Source organism: Synechocystis salina LEGE 00031 (genome assembly GCF_015207985.1).
GTDB classification, from domain to species: Bacteria; Cyanobacteriota; Cyanobacteriia; order Cyanobacteriales; family Microcystaceae; genus Synechocystis; species Synechocystis salina.
Genome location: NZ_JADEVV010000062.1, coordinates 1 through 22,122 on the forward strand (window position 1 = coordinate 1; position 22,122 = coordinate 22,122).

Genomic DNA, 22,122 nt, shown 5'->3' on the forward strand with positions numbered 1-22,122 from the left:
CTCCCATCAAGACCCTGAACCGGCTATGGCTTCCCTTCGTCAGCATCACCGCCGCCTTTATGCCCTTGAGTTTACTCTCCAGGTCTATTCCTACGAGTCCTCTTAAACTTTTGTCAGTCAATCAGGAGCTTTAGTGAAAAAAATTAAGAGTATAGCTACTTGAAATAAAATTAAGACAGTAGGGATTTTTTCCAGGCTTGTGTTAGAAGTACCTTAGTTGTTTATATTGCCCTATTCTTAATTGAATTAGCCATATGATTATTAGTTTGTAAATACGCTTTAAGGGGAGATTTTAACTAGTCACAAGTAAAATTATTTGACTTGCAGAGCCGTAATTACCACCGTATTAATAATATCCTCCACCAAACACCCCCGACTTAGATCATTAACTGGTTTATTTAGTCCCTGTAAAATGGGGCCAATGGCGATCGCCTTTGTTTCCCTTTGCACTGCTTTGTAAGTATTGTTACCGGTATTTAAATCGGGAAAAATAAACACCGTTGCTTTACCGGCCACTGCCGACCCCGGCATTTTCTGAGCCGCCACTGTGGCATCCACCGCCGCATCATACTGAATTGGCCCTTCCAAGGCTAAATCTGGCTCCCGTTCCTTGGCGATCGCCGTGGCTTGACGGACTTTTTCCACATCTGCTCCCTGTCCAGAAGAGCCGGAAGAATAGGACAATAGGGCTACCCTGGGGTCAATGCCAAAATTCTTGGCCGTGGCGGCAGAAGTAAGGGCAATTTCTGCTAACTGTGCCGCATTGGGGTCGGGGTTAACAGCACAATCTCCATAAACTAAAACTCGATCTTCCAAACACATAAAAAAGACTGAAGAAACCAGAGAAAAACCTGGCTGGGTTTTAATAATTTGCAAAGCAGGGCGCACCGTATGTTGGGTGGTATTGACGGAGCCAGAAACCATGCCATCTGCTTCCCCCAAATGCACCATCATGGTGCCGAAATAGGAAATATCGGTGAGGGTGTCCCGGGCCATGGCAAGGGTTACGCCCTTATGTTTACGTAGCTGATAATAGGTTTCGGCGTAGCGTTCCCGATCAGGGCTAGTTTTGGGGTCAATGAGGCGAACTTTACTCAAATCCAGGTCAATGTGATTAATTTTTACTGTCTGCTCGATCGCCTCAATGTTTCCGAGTAAGGTCAAACGGACGATGCCATGGTTAATTAAACTAGCGGCGGCTTTGAGAATACGAATTTCTTCCCCTTCCGGTAGGACAATGTGCCGTTGGGTGGCGGTCGCAGCTTGAACTAGATTGTAGAGAAATAGTTTGGGAGTAATGCCCTTGCTGCGGATCGTTTTGAGGTAATTGAGTAATTTTTCTCCATCAATTTGCCGTTGAAATAGGGCGATGCTGTGGCGAATTTTATGGTTATCCGTGGGGCTTAGGGCTGGGTGGAGAGCTTCTAAACGGGCAGAGGTTTCGTGGGTGTGGGTGCTGGTTAGCAATAGGGGAGGGGCATCGGGTAACCCCTCAATTAGTTTCATAATGGCCGGTTCGGGATGGTAGTCCGCAGTGAGCAAAATACCGGCAATGCTGGGATAGTTGAGGGAGCGATGGGCCTGCATCACCCCCAGAATAATGTCGCCCCGATCGCCAGGGGTGATAATTAAAGTATTTTTTTCGTGCAACCAATGGAGGGCATGGGAAATGTGCATAGCTACCACCAAATGCTGATAAACCAAGTTATCGAGCAAATCCGCACCGCTCAGCACTTGAGCATTTAAACCGGTGACAATTTCCCTCAGACGTAGGCTTTTCAGCATGCTGTCCTGGGGAATAGTGCCCAATACCATCGGAAGATCGCCATAATGCTGTTCCAGTTGGGCTTGAATTTCTGTAGCTAATTCCGGCTGGACTCGGTTAATAATTACTCCCACTACCTGACAAGACTCCTCTTCATAGGAATTCAGGGCCATATCAATGGGCTGCAAACTATCTGCAATGGTGTTACCCATGGCATTACCCAATAGCAAAATGGGACAGTTCAACATCTTGGCGATCGTGGTGTTGAGATCAAACTCAAAGGCCGACTCCTCCCCCAAATAATCTGAGCCTTCACAGAGGATAAAATCCACCCGATCTGCCAAATGACGATATTTAGCCAAAATTCGGTCTAATACCTGATCAATGGCTCCATCTGAGGCCAAACTCACCGCTTCGTGGAAATACAAACCAAAGGAATCAGTGTAGGTTTGTTGAAGACGAAAATTTTCCAGCACCAGAATAATATTGTTATCATGTTTACCATTAACTGGGTCTTGAATAATGGGACGAAAATAGGCAATACGGGTAGTTTTTTTGAGAATTAAGTCTAAAATACCCAATACCACTAGGGATTTACCACTGCGGGCTTCGGTGGTGCTCAAATAAAGGGAACTAGTCATAATTTAAATAGCCTCAACATAGCTAGCAATGGTTTTGTTTGGGAAAATCAACTAAAACTTTTTTCCAGGAGATCTTGACCTGCAATTAAGTATTAACCACTACCAATTAACCCTTGTCATTGCCCCATCTACCTAAGTAATAACTCTTTTTTTCAGGAAATAAATTATAATTCAGTAAAGTTTTATAAAGTAATTCTAATAAATCTAAGGGTGCATTTTCAAAGTTCAGAGCAATAAATTTTACATACTCAATCCACGCATTTAAGAACTGATTTCTAAAGAAAACTTAAAATCTCTCAATCCCTTGTCCGACAAGCCTTAGATCTATTTAAAAAATTGGTTATGTCAAAATCTAACGTCTTTGTTACAGAGGTTACGTTTCTGGTTGGCACAGTAAAGTTCTTACATAATAATCTTAACGACTGTTGTGTGTGTATCAAGTTGATTCGGAATTTGCTGTATGAGCTATGGAGTGAGACCAGCGGACTGATAAAATTAACCCTAAAGCCCCAGTGTAAAAAGTCACACTTCTCGAAAAATTTTCCCTGTTATCAAGTGGGACCTGAGCTTACTTAGAAAGTTTTAGTTTGTCCCCTAAAAGTCTGACAATAAGACAATATTCGTATCTATTTTTCTCCAAAGCTTGGAGAATTAGATGAAATTTTCAAATACATTCTTGAGGAAAATTAACCAACATTTTTAATTTAATAAACTGGGTGCGGAGCTGACAACGGTCTCCCCTAGGCTGCCCATCACTGCATTGAATAGGTCTCCTAGGGGGAAGCTTCATCTACACCTTGGTAAATTAATCGGTAACAAAATCTATGTTGATAATGGCAGTTTGATTATCAAATAAAATAAAGTAATCGTTGGTACTCTGCTCAAATTCGAGGGTAACAATGGCCAAGTCTGGCTCACTTAATGTTACCCCTGGGCGGACAACAATATCTTTAATACCCTTAAATTTACCATATTGATTTAACTCAATTTGCCATTCTTCTTCAAGTTTAGCTGGAAAAATTTCTGTTTTAAACAGGGGACTAAAATACCTACGAGCTAGGCCGTATTCCCCCGTAGCTAAGTTATTAATAAAAGATGTAACGATGGCATCAATGCTCTGTTTGCTTGGAACACCAAAACCAATTAATTGCTGTTCTTTATTATAAATAAACTGAATATTTTCACTGATGTTAGCAAATCTAGCATTGAGGATGACAATGTCAGCATTGACAACATCGATTACTTTGGCTGTGACAACTTCTTCAAAAGCGCCATCCTTGGCGATGATTTCATTTTCCCAGATGGCCTTGATCTGTTCGGGTGTAATGTAATCCTTACTCTCTGGCACCAGATAATCCAGGGCGGCGGCGTACTGGCCTGCGTTAATTAGGCTTAAAATCTGCTCGGATGTAGCAATAAGTTCCTGCCGTTGCTCCGCTGTGATGATTTGTCTCTCCTGACTATAACTAGGGGGAGCAAAGATGACCATGGGGGTTGTAATCAAACCCAACACAGTCAATATATTTATACTTTTGAGAGAAAGATTAAAGAACATCGATTTCTGTTCACTCCTAAATGACTTTGCCATTGAGTTTAGCCCAATTTATGGTGGACTTCAGGATTAATCAGATCAAAAGATTGGCTAGCAGTGAGACGATGGGGACGAAGTCAACCGCAAGAAGTTGCAATGACGAGCAAATTTCCTAATTGAAAAACATTTTTAATTCATAAACCCCGTCACTCATACATCGTTCTAGGCGAAAATTCATTTTCTCGAATAGGCGCAACATGGCCCGATTTTCCAGCAAAACATCGGCGGTAAAACCGAGTAGACCTTGTTTTTTGGCCAATTGGGTCAAATAATTCAACAATAAAGTACCAATGCCCTGTTGGTGGTAGTCATCCCGCACAACAAAGGCCACTTCCGCTGTGTGGCTATCTTCGTTAAGGGCATACTGACCAACCCCGACAATGACCTCTTGATGTTGTTGCTTGACGATCGCCAGGATAATTATTTCTTCGTTGTAGTTAATCACAGAAAACTGTTGTAGTCTTTGGTGGGGCATATCAGTGCGCACAGACATAAAACGTCGCACCAAACTTTCGTCGGAAAGGGCATAAAAGAAATCTTTTAAGTTAGGTTCATCGTTAAATTTCACTGGTCTAAGCCATAATTCCAGCCCGGTGCGGGTGGTGCGATAGGTTTCCAGATGTTCAGGATATTCCCCCTGTTGTCCGGTAATAAAAGCCTGGTCAGCATAAATTAAATGATGCTTTTTCGCCTGCTCAATTAACCAAGGGCGAAATTTGGGATGGGCGATCGCCGTTAACTGCATGGCCCGTTCCCGAATGTTTTTACCGTGGAGATAGGCAATGCCATACTCTGTAACCACGTAATGAATGTCCCCCCGATTGAGGGTAATGCCCACCCCTTCCCGGAGAAAAGGCACAATGCGGGAGATAGTTTCATTTTCGGCGGTGGATTCCAGGGCTAAAATGGTGCGCCCCCCCTTGGCCATGACCGCTCCCCGCATGAAATCGGCCTGGCCACCGATGCCACTGTAAAAATTACTGCCCAGGGATTCGGCGGTGGACTGTCCTGTCAAATCAATTTCTAGGGCACTATTGATGGCCACCATATTGTCGTGGTGGGCAATGGTAATGGGATGATTGGTGTAATCAACGGTGCGAAATTCCACCGCAGGATTATCGTTCAAATAGTCGTAGGTATCCCGACTGCCCATGCAAAAAGTTGCCACCACTTTACCCCGATTTCTCGTTTTTTGACTATTATTTACCGCTCCACTTTTAAGCAGTTGTACGAGCCCATCGGAAATTAATTCCGTATGCACCCCCAAATTTTTCTTGTTGCTTAAATAACTCAACACTGCGTCGGGAATACTGCCATAACCCACTTGAATCGTATCCCCATCCTGAATCAAACTGGCGACATATTTGCCAATGCGGCCGGCGAGAATATTGTCCCGCTCCATTTGGTATTCCAACAGCGGTTCATCATAGGCAATGATATAGTCCAATTTTTCCAGGGCAATGAACCCATCCCCGTGGATTCTGGGCACTTGGCTATTCATTTGGGCAATGACTAAAGCAGCTTGCTCCACTGCCGCTTTGACAATATCCACACTCACCCCCAAATTAACGTAGCCATGGTCATCGGGATAGGAAGTTTGAATTAGGGCCACGTCGATGGGCACAAATCCCTGCTCAAATAATCCCGGTACTTGGGAAAGAAAAATGGGGGTATAGTCTGCTAGGCCTTCATTGACGGCGCTACGGGTGTGGTGGCCAATGAAAAAGGAATTATGGCGGAAGTTTTTGGCAAATTTGCTATCGGTATAGGGCGCTAAACCGAGGGTCCAGACCTGGAGCACTTCCGCATCAAATAGGGATTTGGGATGGGCCTGCACATAGTTAACCAACTCCTGCACCAAGTATTGAGGTTCCCCACAGGCCGTGCTGATAAATAGGCGATCGCCACGATGAAGATGGCTAAAAATTTCAGCGGTGGGGACAAACTTTTGGGGATATTGGCTTTTTAATTGGGCTAATCGTTCTTGACGATCAGAATTAACCATGGTGCTTGACCGGGAGGAGTAAAGACGAGCATCTCGTCACCGAAGCTGTTGCCGTTAATACCGTTAATAAATAAAGGTCAGGGCATCATTCCCCCATCAGCAACGGGCAACCTTGTACCTCCAAGTTTACAGTCCCACTCTCCAGCCAGAACTAGATCGCCTATCCCCGTCCCACTTCGGCCAAAATTTCCGCTAGGATTTCCCCGGCGCCCTGTTCCCGGAGTTTGAAGGCAAGATCCTGACCCAATTTTTCCGCTTCGTTCCGAGGAGCACTGAGGGTATCTTTAATTAACCTTTGGCCATCCAAACTGGCCACCATGCCAGTAAGGGTTAAATTGTCGCCATCTAAATGGGTATTAACCCCAATGGGCACTTGGCAACCCCCTTCCAATTGACGTAAAAAGGCCCGTTCGGCCAGACAACGATCTCGACTATCTTCGTCTTCCAACACTTTTAACAGACTGAGAATTTCCTGATCACCGTCCCGACACTCAATGCCCAAGGCCCCTTGACCTACCGCATGGAGAGAAATTTCCGGGGGAATGAGTTGGTCGATACGATTGGCCATGTCTAACCGTTCCAAACCAGCGGCGGCCAAAATAATGGCATCGTACTCATTGCTATCTAACTTAGCCAAACGGGTATTAACGTTGCCCCGCACATCCTTAAAAGTTAAATGGGGAAAGTGGTAGCGCAGTTGGGCCAGACGGCGGAGGGAAGAAGTTCCAATCACAGCCCCTTCCGGCAGGGAAGCCAGGTCTTTGCCTTGGTGTTTGGCGTTTAAAACCAAAGCATCGGCAGGGTTGACCCGTTTAGTGACGCAACCGAGCATCAAGCCTGCTGGTAAATTGGTGGGCAAATCCTTGAGGGAGTGAACGGCGAGATCGGTTCTTCTTCCCAACATCCCGTCTTCAAGTTCTTGGGTAAATAGTCCCTTATCCCCAATTTTTGCTAGCGCCACATCGAGGATTTTATCCCCCTGGGTTTCCATGGTTTCGACATCGAATTGGCGATCGGGGAAGTGCTTTTGCAATTCTTCCTGCACCCAATAGGTTTGCACGAGGGCTAGCTGGCTTTTCCGTGAGCCTATCCGAACTGTGGGAGCAGAGGTCGAAACAGTCATGAAACTTAAAAAATATTGTTAAAAATAGACTCGATCTAGCATAGCATCAGAGGCTATCGGCCTTGGTTTTCCTTCTGTAAAGCTAGGAGGAAACTCACTCACTGTGGCTGTTGCTATTACCATCCCAACCCGATCGCCGTGGAAAAGATTGCTCAAAACATTGGTCGTAAAGACATTTATCAAGCGATGTTGGTGGCCTTAGGGCTGGCGATCGCCGTGGCGAGCTATTTTTATTGGGCTAAATTTGACGGCCAGATTACAGGCTTTTTCCGCATTGGGTCGGTGTTGCCCCTGTCCCCGTTGTTGAATCCGGCGGAAACATTAATTTATCAAGGGGAATTGGGCTATGACGGCCAGCAATTCTTGACCATTGCCCTGGATCCGGGCTTGCATAATCCAGACTCCATTGCCGCTTTGGATCACCCCAGCTATCGTTACCGCCGCATTCTTTATCCTCTACTGGGCTATGTTCTCGGTTTGGGCAATCCAGTGTTAATTCCCTGGGCTTTGGTATTCATTAACATTGTGGCGATCGCCGTTTGTACAGGGTTAACTGCGTTTTACTTTCAAGATCAAAAACAGAAAACCATGGGAGCCTTGGCCGTGCTGGCAATTCCGGGGGTGTGGATGGTGTTATTTCTCTCCACCGCGGACCTACTGGCCAGCATTTTTAGTTTGGGGGCAGTGGTCTGCCAAGCAATATTTCCCCCCCATCAAAATAAAAAGTGGTGGTTGGTGCCCTTCCTCCTCGCTTTGGGATTATTAACGAGGGAAACGACCCTAATTATCTGGCTGGCTATTGCTTTAACCCTGGGGCAAAAACGGCAATGGCGATCGATGGGGGTCTTACTACTCAGTTTGCTTCCCTTAACTCTCTGGTTGGGCTATATCCATGGGCGGCAGTTACCAGGGGGCAGTGGTACCGGCAATTTTGGTTGGCCATTGGTGGGCATCGGGGAAAAATTTCAGAACCTAATCCAAACGGGGCTGACCGCTAACAATCTGTACGAAGCCTTCCTTTGGTTTTTATTGCTGTTTACCCTGGCCCTGTTAGTTTGGCTCACTCTGCCCCAGCGTCGAGACAATATCACCCTGACCTATGGCGGCTGGCTCTATGGCGGGCTGTTACTGGTGGCCAGCTTTTACATTTTGAATTATTACCTCAACTACAGTCGGGTTTTTCTGGACGTATTTCTGCTAACCATCCTGGCCATGGCTTCCACGCCACGGTTGATCCGTTGGCTTTACACGGCGATCGCCGGCCTGGGCAGTGTCACCTTTTTATTGCTGAAATCCTGACTAGGAATGGTTATGCAGAGGACTTCTCAGAACCCTTTGGCGGAGTCCCTCTGTGCTTCCTTAGTAACCCAATGCCGGCGGAATTTTATCTAGTCTGCCGCCAAACTTAGGGTTTCACGAAGTTGTCAAAATAGTCTTCAAGCAGAAGTGGGGGGATTGTAGGCAATGCCGATCGCCGTGGCAATATCAGCTAAAGTTTGTTCCTGGGCATGGCCCCAAAAGGCTTCTAGCTTATAAAATTCCCGTTCCTCTGGCATAAAGGTATGGACAAGAACATCGCCAAAATCCTGTAGCACCCAAATGCTTTCACTGTTGCCTTCCGTGTGGGTAGGCAGTTGACCGTGGACTAGTTCCACCTGCTTTTCAATATTGTCGGCGATCGCCCGGACCTGGGTACGGGAAAATCCAGTGGAGATGACAAAATAATCCGCCAGGTAGGACACATCCGTAACCTTAAGAATGACTAAATCCCCGGCTTTGCGTTCTTCGGCGGCTTGGGCAATGGTCCACACCAAATGTTCGGTGGCGGGGGCATCGACGGGAACGGTGGGATTAACGGTCAAAGTGGGGGGGGATGCATCGAAGCGGGAAATTTCAGTCATGTAGGATTTTGTCAACTCCAAAGGAACGATGGGTGGGTAAAGGAATATTTTTCTAGTGTAGCCAGAACCACTGGCAATGTTGTGCTTACTTTGCCATTTGTAAAGCCCAATTGCGGGTCAAAATCACCCGGGGATGGATAACTTTGTGATGTTTGATCAAATAGGTCAGGGTTTGCTCACAGGTAAGACGCACTGCTTGATAAAGATTGTGCTGGGCCACTTGACGGAGTTTTTCTAGCTCCAAGCTATTGCCCCTAGTGGGCTCCAGGGCATCAGCCACAAAAATCAGGCAAGCCAAAGGGTCCATGGGCACCGCCCCCAAAGTATGACAACGAATGGCAGTCAAAACATCTGGGTCATCAACGCCAAATTCCTCGGAGGCAATAACCGCACTGACATCGGCATGGATGAGATGGGGACTGGCTTGCAAAATTGGATCGAGGGGTAACCGATGCTCCTCGGCGATCGCCAACAATTTGGCCGGCGGGAAAAACTTAGCTAAATCGTGCAGTAGTCCCGCTTGTCCAGCCTTGATTGGGTCAACTCCATGGAGGGGAGCCCATTGCACCGCAGTTTTTTCAACCCCCAAAATGTGGTCTAACCGTTGGGGAGAAACGTTGCACCTTAGCCATTGAATTACCCCCTGTCGGTCTAACTCAGCCATGGCCAAAAAATAAATGTTCGCCGAAATCGAAAGTAATGGTTGAGGACGAAAACTTCGCCTTAGGGAAAACAAATCGCTCCCCAATCAGGCTTGACCTGCCCAATCTACAGACAACAAACGGCGGGCCGAAACCCACCGATCGCCGTTTTTTTATGCAGAGTTTTAGCCACCATTAGGGGCGCTAAAAATAGGTTAAACGTCGCTGGCGGCACCGTTATTGCTGGAGCCATTGGAGTCACTTTGTTGCCTTTGACCACCGGAATAGCGGCGGTTTTGGGTGCGACTGGCGGAGCGAAACTGACGGGCATAAGCACGATTACGTTCAGCTTTTTCCTTCTTTAAATTACGACGTTTTGCCATTGTTTGTTCCTCGTGAAATATAGTTTACAGACCACTTCTGAGTCCGGTTGCGGTCGTCGTGCTACGGGAAGTTTGCACAGGAAATGTTCGGCCGTGGAGGCGCATCCCAAACTTCATCCTAACACGGCTCCTGTTTTCCCAAATTATTGGGGCTGGTGGGGATCTGGTAAAAATCCCAGGGCTTCCCGCACCCTAGTCAAGGTTTGGTGGGCCGTATGACTGGCTTTGGCGTTACCAGCTTGGATGATGCGGTCCAATTCCCCCCGATCAGCCAAAATTTCCCCATATTTTGCTTGAATTGGTTCGAGGGCGGCGATCGCCGTTTCGGTCAGTAGGGGCTTGAATTGACCCCAACCCATCTCGGCACATTCCTTCGCCACCGCTTCCTTAGTTTGGTTACTCAACAGAGTGTACAAAGTCAGTAAGTTGTGACATTCCGGACGATCCGGATCATCAAACCATAAACCCCGTTGGGGATCGGTTTTACATTTTTTAATTTTCTTTTGGATCACCTCCGGCGGATCCAACAAATTAATGCGACTCAGTTCCGACTCATCGGATTTAGACATTTTTTTTGTGCCATCGGCCAAGCTCATTACCCTAGCTCCCTCCTTGCGAATTAAGGGTTCCGGTAACTTCAACACCGGCGCATCTTCCCGGCCAAACTTGTCGTTAATGCGAATCACAATGTCTCGAGTCAGTTCCAAATGTTGCTTTTGGTCTTCCCCCACAGGCACCTTATCGGCGTCATAGAGCAAAATATCCGCCGCCATAAGTACGGGATAGTCCAGTAGCCCCACGCTGACGTTTTCCCCCTGTTTAATGGCTTTTTCTTTAAACTGAATCATGCGTTCTAGCCAATTGAGGGGAGTGACACAGTTGAGCAACCAGGCCAATTCACTGTGGGCCGACACATGGGACTGGACAAAAATAGTCGAATACTGCAAATCAATGCCACAGGCGAGGTACAACGCCGCAATGGTGAGGGTATCCTGGGCTAAGGTTTGGGGGTTATGGGGCACCGTGATGGCATGGAGGTCCACCACACAAAAAAAGTTATCGTAATGTTGCTGTTGCTCGACCCAGCTACGGATAGCTCCCAGATAGTTGCCTAGGTGCAGATTCCCTGTGGGCTGAACTCCAGAAAGGATACGTGGCTTGTTCATGGTGGTGGTTGACCTATGAGCGAAATTAAACTTAATTAAACCTGGGGATTGGTTTAGTTGACCCAATGCTTTCCCCTAGGAAACTGTTGTGATTATTTTCACAATTCTTAATACTATCCCCGGCGGTGGCCCCCTTGGGCCCGATGGGGTAAGTTAGGGTTGGCAAAGTGAGGAAAACCGCATATTACCGTTGTGGTTTCTTCTACCCAAAGCCAACCAAATTCGCTAACATGAATGAGCCTTACTCTCTGTAGATAATCGTAGGCGGTTAAACTTTATGAGCAATATTCAAGAAAAAATCGAACAGGAGCTAGCCAACGCTAGACAAGTTTGCGGTGCCGATGAAGCTTCTCCGGCGGAGTGCGCTGCGGCCTGGGACGCGGTGGAAGAGCTAGAAGCGGAAGCCGCCCACCAACGTCAACAACATCCTGCCCAAACCCCCCTAGAAAAATTCTGTGACGAAAACCCCGACGCCGCCGAGTGCCGTATCTATGACGACTAGGGGACAGTAACCCCAACCCACTAACCATAACTGGCGATCGCCAGGATTCCCGAAACGATGTTTTTGGTTGAAGCAGTGACAATTTCCTGGGGGTTGTTACTGCTTTTTGCTGTTTGTGCTGGAGGGATGGGGGTAAACCATATCTCCCTGCGGCAAAGCCTAAGGCCCTTCCAGTACCGCGGCTTCCACATCTTGCCGGCTGAGGGAATATTTAAAGCTCCGCACCACCTTGCGCTGGGGTTGCTGGGGGAAGTAGCAGATGACTAATTCCTCCGTGTCCAAACTCAGTTCCGCATCCCAATCCCCTTGCTTAAGCATCCAACAATGGCGATCGCCACGGTCTTGCTGACACCCCAGGGCCATGAGCCAGCGTTCTAGTTGGGGCAGGGGATGGTTATAGAGGGGGGTTTCCGGTGCGGGGAGACTCATGGGCAATGGCAAAATGGAAAATAATTTGGTGGACGTTGGCTTAATTCGCCTAATCTAATCTAGACCATCTAACTTTGATCTTGGATCTTGTTTGAACCGCCAATGGGAGGCGGCACCAACGCTACCATTGCCCCCCGTGCTAGGAAAGTGCTTAGCTAAGATGGCGTATAGTATATTGCGTTGCTCTCTGGAATCTATGAATATCCCTGCCTTTACCGCCCTGACGTTGAAGTTGTTCGGCGTTATTTTCGTCCTCATTGCCCTGCTGGATTTTGTGAGCCTCATTTTCCCTCTGCAAATGGCTGATCCCCAGTGGCAGTTGACAACGATAACGGGCATTGTCGACCGGGGCATAGTGCCCATGTTGGGTATGGGGTTGATTTCCCTTGGTTACTTGGTGGATACCATGGCGAAAACCGCTACGACGTCCCCCAAAGGTGGTTTTGATTTACGGATGCCGGTTTATATTCTGGCGATCGCCTTGGGATTAGTCTTTTTATTGTTGATCCCCATACATTTGACCAATGTGAACCAAATTAAGACAGCGGAGTTGGCCCAATTAGAAACCCAGATCGGCCAGGGGCAACAACAGGTGGAAGGGGCCCTCAGGCAATTTGATGCCCTGTCTCAAAATCCAGAAGCATTGGAACAACAAATCAAAGAAGGGGAGCAACTGTTAGCCGCCGGTCAGGCAAATGGGAATCCCTTAAACCAAGAGCAGTTAGCTAATATTGAGCGCCAGGTGAACGAACTCAAAGGTCTCCAGGAAATGTCTAAAGACCCGGCCGCCCTGAAGGCAAAGATGGAAGAAATTAAAACTAATTTGGAAACCCAGGTGGCGGAGCAACGGCAAAAAGTGGAAAGCCAAGCCTCTAATCAAGCCCTCAAACAAGGTTTACGGGTAGGGCTGAGCAGTTTAATGCTCTCCATCGGTTTTGCCGCCTTTGGCGCTTTGGGTCTGAGGAATTTACTTTCCGCGCCTCCGACTCCCCCCAGTGCCGATCCCCTTGCCTAGATTAGGGCCGTTAGGGCATAGCCCCATCCAGATTAAGTAATTTTTCTGCCTGGCGACAATCCTGACTAATCTGATTTTTTAGCTGGTCCAAGCTAGCAAATTTTGTTTCGCCCCGGAGATAGTGGGTCAAAGCCACCTCCAGGCCTTGGCCGTATAAATCCCCTGACCATTGCAGGAGATGCACTTCCGCTGAAGGTTCCTGCCCGTTGACTGTAGGGCGATCGCCAAGGTTAATTACCGCTGGTATGGGCACAGCCAAGGCATCTAAGTTGACCCAACCCGCATAAACTCCATACTTGGGCCAGAGCTTGTCTTCCGGTAAACAAAGATTAGCGGTGGGAAAGCCCAATTTACGACCCAATTGCTGTCCCTGCACCACTGTCCCCCGCAGGGCATAGGGCCTTCCCAATAACTGATTGGCCATGGCTAACTTGCCTTCCTTGAGGGCGCGGCGAATGCGAGAACTACTAATCCTTTCCGTATCCGTTTGTTCCAACTGGGCGATCGCCACGGTGATGCCAAATTCTTGCCCCAGATTTTGTAAATCCTCCACATTGCCCCGCCGTTGATGACCAAAGCAAAAATCCTGACCGACGCTGATAAATTTGGCTTGCAACTGCTCCACTAAGATAGATTGGACAAATTTCCTGGGGCTAAGGTTGGCTAAGTTTTCCGTAAAAGGTAACAAAACCAACTGTTCCATGCCGATCGCCGTCAATTGCTCCACCTTCTCCGGCAAGGGGGTCAATAAAGGTTGGGTGCGCCCACTGAAAAAACTACGGGGATGGGGATTAAAACTAACCACCGCCGAATGTAGGGGATGTTCCCGCCCCTGAGCAAAATCCATCACCTGACGCAACACCGCCCCATGGCCCCGATGGACCCCATCAAAGTTTCCCAGGGCGATCGCCGTGGGGGTTTGCAAAACATTGGTGGCGGAAAGAATACGCAAAGTAATTTGTAATTAATAATGGCGATTATCGGTCAGGGCTGAAAAGATCTTGGTAAGCAAAAGCTCATTGGGCACAACTAGGGTCATTATGATGGGCAGGTTTCTCGGCTAATTCGGCAATGATTGCCCAAAAAATCAAAAAATCTGGTCTAAACCCCTCCCTGCGGGAAAAGTTTAGGCGTGGTAGGCCGCTCCCAAATAGAGTTCTCCCACCAAAGGATCATTGAGTAGACTTTGCCCCGACCCTTCCAACTTATCCTGGCCATTTTCCAGCACATAACCCCGATCGGCCATCATCAAAGCCTGTTTGGCATTTTGCTCCACCAAAATAATCGCCTTACCAGTGGAATTAATCGCCTTAATTTGGGCGAACACATCCTTAACCAAAATGGGTGACAGAGCCGCCGACGGTTCATCCAGCAACAACAAATCCGGGTCTAACATCAAAGCCCGACCCATGGCCAACATTTGCCGTTCCCCGCCTGATAAAGTTCCAGCCCTCTGGTTACGGCGTTGGGCCAATTTGGGAAACATGGTGTAAATGCGGTCCTTGAGGGTTTGGGTGGGGCCCTGGTGGAGAAAAGCCCCCATATCTAAATTTTCTGCCACCGTCAGACTGCCAAACACGTTACAAACCTGGGGCACATAGCACATACCCCGGCGCACAATTTGGTCGGAACCAAGGCCAGCAATGTTTTTACCCTTAAAAATAATCTCCCCCTGGCTGGGGGTCAGTAAACCAAAAATGGTTTTGGCTAGGGTGGATTTTCCCGCTCCATTGGGGCCAATGACTGTGACCAACTCCCCCGGCGCAATGGAGAAATTAATGCCCTGCAAAATGGGCACATCGGCCACATAGCCAGCAAACACATCCTTAACAACGAGGAGGTCAGACATAGGTAAAGGTTAGAAAAGTTTGATCGACCCAGGCCGGGGAACTCAGTGAATATCAGTCAACTAGTCGTATTTAAGCTAGCCCAGGGCAGTTGGCTTTCTCCCAACCCTAGTAGGCAGGACTTTTTTGTAAATCTGGCCTTTCCTCTGGCAGAATGGCCCCCTCCACTGGACAGACCTGGAGACAAATGCCGCAATCAATGCAGGTGGCAAAGTCAATCCAGTACCAATCAGTGCCAATGGTATTTTTCCCGTCTCCGGGGTGAATGCAGGCTACGGGGCAGGCTTCTACACAATCGGCCACGCCTTCGCAGGTTTCCGTAACAATGGTGTGGGGCATATTTCGCCGGAATCAGAATTTCAAAAGTTGGCGGATTTTTACAAATCGTCACAGTTCTAAGGGTAGCGGACGTTCAACCCCTGAGGCAATCCACTGGAGCGTGATTTACCTGAAATTTCCCCAAGCAGTTATCCTGAGAGGAAGAATTGTGTGAGGAAAATTTTCAGATGGTTGCGTCCCCCATCCACAGCCGTGGTTTAGATCTGCCTTTGCCTTCAACGATGGGAGAATTCGGCCTCAGCTTGCCCCGATCGCCATTGTTTGGTACGGACGGTATCCGGGGTAAGGCGGGGGAATTATTGACAGCGCCTTTGGCTTTATCCTTGGGCTTTTGGGCGGGACAGGTGTTGCGGCACCACGCTGATGTTTCCGGGCCGGTGATTATTGGCCAAGATTCTCGCCTTTCCAGTGATATGCTCGCCAACGCCATGGCCGCCGGCTTGAACAGTGCCGGGGTGGAAGTGTGGCAGCTAGGGCTTTGTCCTACTCCCTGTGTGGCCTACCTCACCAGAAAGACAGCGGCGATCGGGGGCATCATGATTTCCGCTAGCCATAACCCACCGGAAGATAATGGCATCAAGTTTTTTGATCACCAGGGACTGAAATTGCCCAAATCCCTGGCCATGGCGATCGAAGCCGGACTACGGGGCCAAAGCCAAACCTCTGCTCTCAATACCAGCCAGTGGGGTCGCAGCTACGGCCAACCCCAGCGCGTTCAGCATTACCAGGATTTTTTGCTAAGTAGTTTGCCTCAACCCTTAGATTTTCAAGGGCTAAAAGTGGTGCTGGATCTGGCCTGGGGGGCTTCCGTGAATTTAGCACCCCATATTTTTCGTAGTTTAGGGGCAGAAGTTATTGCCCTGCATGATTTGGCCGATGGCAGTCAAATTAACGTCGATTGTGGCTCCACCCATTTACACCGTTTACAAAGGGCAGTGCGGGAAACTGGGGCGGATTTAGGTTTTGCCTTTGACGGCGATGCGGACCGGGTGATGGCAGTGGATGCCCAAGGTCGCCCAGTGGACGGGGATTACATTCTCTTTTTGTGGGGTAAAACCCTCCAGCAAAGCAATCATCTGCCTGATAACTTAATTGTCGGCACTGTCATGGCCAACTTGGCCTTCGAGCGGGCCTGGGAGAAGTTGGGGGGTAAGTTAATTCGCACTGCCGTGGGGGACCAAAACGTCCAAGCCCAAATGTGGGAAACCGGGGCCATGCTGGGGGGAGAACAGTCGGGACATATCATTTGTCATCACCATAGCTATTCCGGGGATGGCCTACAGGCGGCCCTGCACTTAACCACCCTAGTGCAACAGTCTGGTTTATCCCTGGGGGAACTGCTGGCGGAAAGTTTCCAACCCTATCCCCAAATTCTCCGTAACGTTAGGGTGCTAGACCGGGAGCGTCGTTTGCATTGGCAGGAATGCGCCCCTTTGCAACAGGCGATCGCCACGGCGGAAGAGTCCATGGGCGACACGGGAAGAATTTTGGTGCGGGCTTCGGGCACGGAACCCCTGATTCGAGTCATGGTGGAAGCGGCCTGTGCAGAGACGGCAGCCCACTGGTCGGCACAACTCACCAGCGCTGTGCAATGCCATTTGGGAGACAGTTAACAGTTATCGATTAGCCAAAAGAGCTTGCAAAACCGCAGTTCACTACCCATAACCGTGGCAAACTAAGCGGTGGCAAGGACGCCTCGTTGTCAGAAAAAGGCTTCAGCCCCTAATGTCATTGATCATTCGACCGATGGCATCCTCTTGGTTTTGAATGTCGGTAGCTAACTGGAATTGCACCAAAGCTCTGATCAGATTGTGCTCAGGATATTTAACTTTAAAATAGCGATCGCCGTTGAGGTAATCGGTGAAGAACCGCAGTCCCAACTCAAAGCTAATGAGGGCAATGGCGGGAAACAAATAATCATAATCGGCGGCGGTGAGAAAATGCCGACATTGGGGTAAATAACCCGCCAAAATTGCGCGACAGAGGTCTAGATCAAATTCCACTGCTGACCAATTTTCCGTTTCTTCCCCCAACAAGTTACAACCGGAACGCAAACAATCGCCCAAATCGTAATGGATTAAGCCTGGTTTGGTGGTATCCAAATCAATCACGCTGACCGCTTGTCCCGATTGGCGATCGAACAAAATATTATTAACTTTAGGATCGCCATGCATTAAACGCAGGGGTAATTCCCCTTTGGCTTTAGCTTTTTCCAACACGCCACAGCGGCCAATCCAGGTGTCAATCACCCTTTGGCAATGGTTAATTTCTGGGCTTAATGCTCCCGTTAGCCTTGGACTCTGGGCCAATGCCTGCTGATACTGTTCCAGGTAAACAGGGGTATGGTGAAATCCGGGCAGGGTATCGACTAATTTGCTAGGGGAAAGATCGCTCAGCAGTTGATGGAAAATGCCTAGGGCTGTGCCCACTTCCCTGGCCTGGGCTGGGTTGGTCAGGGTGTCAAAGGATTCTGAACCGGCAATGAAACTGATGGCCCGCCAAAATTCGCCAGTGCCCGAATCCCAATGGTCTTGATTATCTTTAGTTAAAATCACTTCTGGCATTAACCAAGGACGTTCCAGGGGATGCCGTTGTAATTTTTGCTTAATATGGCTAGTTACCCAAACCATATTGCCCATCACCGCCGCAGGATTTTTAAATACCTCGTGATTGATCCTTTGCAAAACAAAACTAGTCTGGGTTTCGCCATCTAAATCCACCAAAAAAGTGTCATTAATATTGCCGTTGCCAAAGGATTTGATCTGGATAATTTTTCCCTGGTGATCAAATTGATCCGCAATGGCAAAAACTTTTTCTGCTACGTTCGATATTTTCCCAGTGGATTCCATTGGCTAAGCTTTACTCCCCAAATGAATATAAGTAAATATTAATAAATCATCATTGGCTGAATAGATGGATATTTTAGTCCCATTAACCCCATTACCACATGGCCATCCAACCAGTTAGCCATAGCCTAGATGAACTATTTTCGGCTCAGCAGAAATTAATCATAGCCACTAGGCGATCGCCGATGGGTTGGACTGCCGGTCAGCCCACTATTGCCTCTGGCCCAGACCAAGCCTGATAATGCCAGAGCATTAATCCCCATTTTTTCTGCTATTTGCCATGGTCAGCTTCACCGTTTCTGTGCCCGCCACCACCGCCAATATAGGCCCAGGCTTTGATTGTTTGGGGGCGGCCCTGGGGTTATATAACCATGTGACGGTGACCAGCCCGACGGATCCGGAAGTTGATTTATTGATCGAAGCCCGGGGCAGGGATGGAGAAAAAATCAGCACTGACAAAGACAATTTACTCTACCAAGCCATTGCCTATTTTTATCAACAAACTGGGCAGGCTGTACCCCCTCTAAAGCTGGAGATTGACTTAGAAATTCCTTTGGCACGGGGTTTGGGCAGTTCGGCCACCGCCATTGTGGGGGGATTATTGGCGGCCAATCAGGCGGCGGGTAATCCTTGTACTGAGGAAGAAATTTTGCAGATGGCGATCGCCATGGAAGGGCATCCCGACAATGTGGCCCCGGCCCTATTGGGGGGTTGTCAGTTGGCCGTCAAAAATGGTGACCATTGGCAATTGGTTGCCCTAGATTGGCCGAGCCAATTTGTCCCGGTGTTGGCCATTCCCAATTTTGAACTATCCACTGAAGCCGCCCGGGCTGTTCTTCCCCATCAGTATGACCGTAGTGCCGCTATTTTTAATGCTTCCCACCTAGCGCTATTGGTACAGGCTTTTAACCAAAATCGGGGGGACTGGTTGGCCCTAGCTCTCCAGGATCAAATCCATCAACCCTATCGCCAGAGTTTAATCCCTGCCTACGACCAACTCCACCAAGCCGCCCTGGCCGCCGGGGCCTACAACCTAGTGATTAGCGGTGCCGGCCCCACCCTATTGGCGATCGCCGACGAAGTCCGAGCCCCCCAAGTCGCTTCCACCCTAGTGGAAACTTGGCAGAATGCCGGCATTGAGGCCGAAAGCCATTGTTTGCCCATTGATACCAAGGGCGCAACCATTACTAAATTGAGGTAATCATTACCAACGGTGGACAGGCTGAGGAAAATGTATGTTAAACCAGCATTGCTTGGCCCATTAATAATAGTTTTGGGACTATTTGGAACGGCCAGATTAAAGGCAGAACCAATTGTTGAAATCGAGTATAAATACTACTCCATTTACCCAAAAACTAAATGGGATTTAAACGATGAACTGAATCGCCGTAGCCCGATTATTTTTCAGGGAAAACGGTATCGTGGTTACACTCAATGGTTAGTGCGCTGGCAGTATCAATGGTGGTCCACGGCCCAACAATGTCAAATCACCACCGTTACCACCAACCTTGATGTTACCTATACCCTGCCCCGCATTCCTACTAATCACCCCACTGATCCAGAAGCCCGACGAGTTTTTAATCGCTACTTAGCCGCCCTCTTTAAGCATGAGGAAAACCACAAAAATTCTGGCCTTTATGCAGCTAGATCCATTAAAAAGGCTTTACTGAACCTGGGTCCATTTCCCAACTGTAAGGGTTTAGAAACCAAAGCTGAAAGCACTGCTCAACAGATTGTCCAGCGTTACCGCCAAAGGGATCTGGATTACGATCGCCAAACAGATCATGGCCGCAAAGAAGGCATTATGATCGAAAATTTTCTCCGTTAATTTTTCCGAATTTTATTTTGGTTTTGCTTAATCAACATCAGGGAAAAATAGGATAGGGGCAAATGGGGATAATTCCTAAGGGGATGATAAATTTTTTCCTCGGTGGTAGAAATCTTTTCCAGCACCCAGGTCTGGTCTAATAGTTCCCTTTTAGCTAAAATTTCCCACACCTGTTCATACACCATTCGCACTTTCATCAATACCACCGCCTCTGCCCAATCCAACGCTTTTTCCAATTCTTCTGGGCAATATAATGCCGGCAAAATTGCTAATTTTTCTTCCTGGCAAGTGAGGGGTAAGCCCAGGGCGGAAGCTCCGGCAAAGGGGGAACTCACCCCAGCGATGTAGTTGATCACCAACTGGGGATGGTTAGTTTTTAAAGTTTGGGCCAGGTAGGTGAAGGTGCTGTAAAAGCTGATGTCTCCTTCACAGGCAAAGACCACATCTACTCCTTTTTCTAAATAGGGCCAAACTTTTGCTGCTGCCTCTTCCCAGGCCTTTTCTAGAATCTCTTCCTTTTGCACATAGGGAAATGTCAGGGGTAAGGTAATTTGTTCTGGGAGAAGATGGGGGGTAATAATGCCCTCGGCAACTCCCGATCGCCCTTGGAGTCCGGCGGGAAAAGCCACCACGGGACAAGCTTGCAGAGTTTTTAACCCCTTGAGGGTAATTAGCTCCGGATCACCGGGGCCCACACTAACGCCATAGAGAATACCAAGTGTCATGGACAAAGATAAAAATAGGAATAAAAATATAGTTTTTTATTTGTAATAGTTCTTTACTTTACCCAGACAAAAGCCGGTCTATATTAGACTGGACGCAAACTTTTGGGTTAATTAATGCCATGTTGAAGCAGTTGTCAGCCACCTTCATTGGACTGTTACTCGCCACGGTGGGTGCCCAGGCGGCGATCGCCGAAACCGTAATGGAGAAAATTATTCGCACGGGTAATCTAACCATTGGGGCAAACCTGGACACTGTGCCCTTCTCCTATATCAACGAAAACAATGAGGTGGTGGGCTACTCCATTGACATTGCTGATCGCATCCGGGAGGAAGTGGGTAAGGAATTGGGGCGGGAAGTGGTTCTGCAAATTGTGGAAGTGCAAGATATGAAAGATGCCCTGCCCAAGGTCAAAAACGGTGAGCTGGACATTGTCTGTAATACCGCCTTTACCTGGGAACGGGACCGCTACGTTGACTTTACCGCTAGCTATGCAGTGGCTGGTGTCCAACTACTGGTGCCCAATGACACCCCGATCAATTCTCCCGAAACGTTAATGGGACGGCGGGTGGCCCTGGTGCCCAACACCATTGTGGAGGATGCAGTGAAAATTGCCCAAGCTGACATCGAAGTGGTGCCCGTTACCAGTGTGCGGGCCGGCATGGAAGCCCTTAAAAAGGGCACAGTGGATGCAGTGGCGGCGGACGGTATTCAACTAGCAGGCCTAAGGCAGGTATTGGATATGCCTGACACCAAAATTATTCCCCAACCGGCGCAAATTAGGTATGGTGTCGGTTGTATGGTGCGGGAGGGCAATCCCAGCTTTTTGCGTTTGGCTAATCGGGCTCTGGTGCGGCTAGCGGAGGGCTATGTGCAAGGCGATCCGGAAGACGTGGCAATCGTTGACAAATGGATTGGTACTGAGGGAATTGTGCCAGTGGACAATGATAATCTCCGTCAGTTCTTTAATTACTTGGTGATTACCCACGAGCAGGTGATGGAACCCAAAAATGGCCAGTAAATGAGGTTGATTTTGATGGATGGTAATTTGGTTGGTACCTTTTGGGGGCTGTTCCGACCTTGCCTCGTCCCAATCCCTAGCCCCATTGTTTTTGTCGATTTTGTAGGTATTTGTCATGAACTCTAACCAACTTGGCTGGACTGCTTTCCTCGTGGCGATCGCCAGTGTGGCATCTTCCCCTGCTGAAGCCGCCGTGGTCAACAATAAGGTCTCCAGTCAAAGTGGCACTATCGAATCCCGTATTGCCCGTATCCACTCCACCATTAGCAATAAGGCTGATTCCGCCAATCCCCTCGGTAGTGTTGCCCCCTCTCCAGAAGTCCCCCCCCAAGTGGCGATCGGTTGGGGTAATGGAC

At 48.4% G+C, this 22,122-nt stretch carries 22 protein-coding genes and 1 pseudogene; 9 read left to right on the forward strand and 14 right to left on the reverse strand.

Annotated elements, in window-relative coordinates; genetic code table 11:
- Positions 1 to 312 precede the first annotated feature (312 nt).
- The 4 genes from pta to hemC all read right to left on the reverse strand — a co-directional run bounded on the left by pta (position 313) and on the right by hemC (position 7,125).
- Entirely contained in the window at positions 313 to 2,406 is a 2,094-nt protein-coding gene (gene pta, locus IQ217_RS16480) for a phosphate acetyltransferase (protein ID WP_190599362.1), read from the reverse strand.
- An 805-nt stretch (positions 2,407 to 3,211) separates the two neighbouring features.
- A complete protein-coding gene (locus tag IQ217_RS16485) occupies positions 3,212 to 3,961 on the reverse strand; it encodes a DUF3887 domain-containing protein (protein ID WP_194020782.1) in 750 nt (249 codons plus the stop codon).
- 148 nt (positions 3,962 to 4,109) lie between these two features.
- On the reverse strand, positions 4,110 to 6,002 hold the full coding sequence (locus IQ217_RS16490; RefSeq protein ID WP_194020783.1) for a bifunctional acetyl-CoA hydrolase/transferase family protein/GNAT family N-acetyltransferase: 1,893 nt from the start codon (positions 6,000 to 6,002) through the stop codon (positions 4,110 to 4,112).
- A gap of 160 nt (positions 6,003 to 6,162) precedes the next feature.
- A complete protein-coding gene (gene hemC, locus IQ217_RS16495) occupies positions 6,163 to 7,125 on the reverse strand; it encodes a hydroxymethylbilane synthase (protein ID WP_194020784.1) in 963 nt (320 codons plus the stop codon).
- A gap of 138 nt (positions 7,126 to 7,263) precedes the next feature.
- Here hemC and IQ217_RS16500 point away from each other — a divergent pair, with 138 nt between their 5' ends.
- The gene (locus IQ217_RS16500; protein WP_338116564.1) at positions 7,264 to 8,424 is read left to right on the forward strand and encodes an AZOBR_p60025 family cell surface glycopolymer formation protein; all 1,161 of its coding nucleotides are present in this window, start codon (positions 7,264 to 7,266) and stop codon (positions 8,422 to 8,424) included.
- A 137-nt stretch (positions 8,425 to 8,561) separates the two neighbouring features.
- On the opposite strand, the gene rsfS is transcribed toward IQ217_RS16500, so the two are convergent.
- The 4 genes from rsfS to trpS all read right to left on the reverse strand — a co-directional run bounded on the left by rsfS (position 8,562) and on the right by trpS (position 11,216).
- Positions 8,562 to 9,026, reverse strand: a complete 465-nt coding sequence (gene rsfS / locus IQ217_RS16505) for a ribosome silencing factor (RefSeq protein ID WP_194020785.1) — start codon at positions 9,024 to 9,026, stop codon at positions 8,562 to 8,564.
- A gap of 85 nt (positions 9,027 to 9,111) precedes the next feature.
- Positions 9,112 to 9,690, reverse strand: a complete 579-nt coding sequence (gene yqeK / locus IQ217_RS16510) for a bis(5'-nucleosyl)-tetraphosphatase (symmetrical) YqeK (RefSeq protein ID WP_194020786.1) — start codon at positions 9,688 to 9,690, stop codon at positions 9,112 to 9,114.
- A 192-nt stretch (positions 9,691 to 9,882) separates the two neighbouring features.
- On the reverse strand, positions 9,883 to 10,050 hold the full coding sequence (locus IQ217_RS16515) for a hypothetical protein (protein WP_190599368.1): 168 nt from the start codon (positions 10,048 to 10,050) through the stop codon (positions 9,883 to 9,885).
- Positions 10,051 to 10,193: 143 nt separating this feature from the next.
- Complete coding sequence (gene trpS / locus IQ217_RS16520) at positions 10,194 to 11,216, reverse strand: tryptophan--tRNA ligase (protein ID WP_194020787.1); 1,023 nt, start codon at positions 11,214 to 11,216, stop codon at positions 10,194 to 10,196.
- Positions 11,217 to 11,493: 277 nt separating this feature from the next.
- Between trpS and IQ217_RS16525 the strand changes: the two genes are divergently transcribed.
- Positions 11,494 to 11,718, forward strand: a complete 225-nt coding sequence (locus IQ217_RS16525) for a Calvin cycle protein CP12 (protein ID WP_190599370.1) — start codon at positions 11,494 to 11,496, stop codon at positions 11,716 to 11,718.
- Positions 11,719 to 11,877: 159 nt separating this feature from the next.
- On the opposite strand, the gene IQ217_RS16530 is transcribed toward IQ217_RS16525, so the two are convergent.
- Positions 11,878 to 12,147 carry a DUF3143 domain-containing protein gene (locus tag IQ217_RS16530; RefSeq protein ID WP_194013496.1) on the reverse strand — a complete coding sequence of 90 codons (270 nt, stop codon included), beginning with the start codon at positions 12,145 to 12,147 and terminating at the stop codon, positions 11,878 to 11,880.
- A 196-nt stretch (positions 12,148 to 12,343) separates the two neighbouring features.
- On the opposite strand from IQ217_RS16530, the gene IQ217_RS16535 reads away from it, so the two are divergent.
- Complete coding sequence (locus IQ217_RS16535; protein ID WP_228024227.1) at positions 12,344 to 13,162, forward strand: HpsJ family protein; 819 nt, start codon at positions 12,344 to 12,346, stop codon at positions 13,160 to 13,162.
- Between the two features lie 10 nt (positions 13,163 to 13,172).
- Here the strand turns inward: IQ217_RS16535 and IQ217_RS16540 are convergent, their stop codons facing one another.
- The 3 genes from IQ217_RS16540 to IQ217_RS16550 all read right to left on the reverse strand — a co-directional run bounded on the left by IQ217_RS16540 (position 13,173) and on the right by IQ217_RS16550 (position 15,348).
- Positions 13,173 to 14,114, reverse strand: coding sequence for a bifunctional riboflavin kinase/FAD synthetase (locus IQ217_RS16540; RefSeq protein ID WP_194020789.1), 942 nt, complete (start codon positions 14,112 to 14,114; stop codon positions 13,173 to 13,175).
- 174 nt (positions 14,115 to 14,288) lie between these two features.
- Positions 14,289 to 15,011 (reverse strand): ABC transporter ATP-binding protein, encoded by a 723-nt coding sequence (locus tag IQ217_RS16545; RefSeq protein WP_190599374.1) that lies wholly within the window; start codon positions 15,009 to 15,011, stop codon positions 14,289 to 14,291.
- Positions 15,012 to 15,117: 106 nt separating this feature from the next.
- Positions 15,118 to 15,348, reverse strand: coding sequence for an indolepyruvate ferredoxin oxidoreductase subunit alpha (locus IQ217_RS16550; RefSeq protein ID WP_194020790.1), 231 nt, complete (start codon positions 15,346 to 15,348; stop codon positions 15,118 to 15,120).
- 167 nt (positions 15,349 to 15,515) lie between these two features.
- Here IQ217_RS16550 and glmM point away from each other — a divergent pair, with 167 nt between their 5' ends.
- Positions 15,516 to 16,961, forward strand: coding sequence for a phosphoglucosamine mutase (gene glmM, locus IQ217_RS16555; protein WP_194020791.1), 1,446 nt, complete (start codon positions 15,516 to 15,518; stop codon positions 16,959 to 16,961).
- Positions 16,962 to 17,063: 102 nt separating this feature from the next.
- Here glmM and IQ217_RS16560 read toward each other — a convergent pair whose 3' ends face one another.
- Complete coding sequence (locus tag IQ217_RS16560) at positions 17,064 to 18,197, reverse strand: phosphotransferase enzyme family protein (protein ID WP_194020792.1); 1,134 nt, start codon at positions 18,195 to 18,197, stop codon at positions 17,064 to 17,066.
- A 98-nt stretch (positions 18,198 to 18,295) separates the two neighbouring features.
- Between IQ217_RS16560 and IQ217_RS16565 the strand changes: the two genes are divergently transcribed.
- The 3 genes from IQ217_RS16565 (at position 18,296) to IQ217_RS16575 (ending at position 20,022) form a co-directional block, all read left to right on the forward strand.
- The gene (locus IQ217_RS16565; protein ID WP_194020793.1) at positions 18,296 to 18,433 is read left to right on the forward strand and encodes a hypothetical protein; all 138 of its coding nucleotides are present in this window, start codon (positions 18,296 to 18,298) and stop codon (positions 18,431 to 18,433) included.
- Positions 18,434 to 18,474: 41 nt separating this feature from the next.
- Positions 18,475 to 19,395 (forward strand): homoserine kinase, encoded by a 921-nt coding sequence (gene thrB / locus IQ217_RS16570; RefSeq protein ID WP_194020794.1) that lies wholly within the window; start codon positions 18,475 to 18,477, stop codon positions 19,393 to 19,395.
- 72 nt (positions 19,396 to 19,467) lie between these two features.
- On the forward strand, positions 19,468 to 20,022 hold the full coding sequence (locus IQ217_RS16575) for a DUF922 domain-containing Zn-dependent protease (RefSeq protein WP_228024226.1): 555 nt from the start codon (positions 19,468 to 19,470) through the stop codon (positions 20,020 to 20,022).
- Here IQ217_RS16575 and IQ217_RS16580 read toward each other — a convergent pair.
- Positions 20,019 to 20,747, reverse strand: coding sequence for a precorrin-2 C(20)-methyltransferase (locus IQ217_RS16580; RefSeq protein ID WP_194020796.1), 729 nt, complete (start codon positions 20,745 to 20,747; stop codon positions 20,019 to 20,021). The genes IQ217_RS16575 and IQ217_RS16580 overlap by 4 nt on opposite strands.
- 119 nt (positions 20,748 to 20,866) lie before the next feature.
- On the opposite strand from IQ217_RS16580, the gene grrP reads away from it, so the two are divergent.
- Positions 20,867 to 21,766 (forward strand): extracellular substrate binding-like orphan protein GrrP, encoded by a 900-nt coding sequence (gene grrP, locus IQ217_RS16585; RefSeq protein ID WP_194020797.1) that lies wholly within the window; start codon positions 20,867 to 20,869, stop codon positions 21,764 to 21,766.
- A 115-nt stretch (positions 21,767 to 21,881) separates the two neighbouring features.
- Positions 21,882 to 22,122, forward strand: a pseudogene (locus IQ217_RS16590) (GrrA/OscA1 family cyclophane-containing rSAM-modified RiPP); the annotation flags it as partial.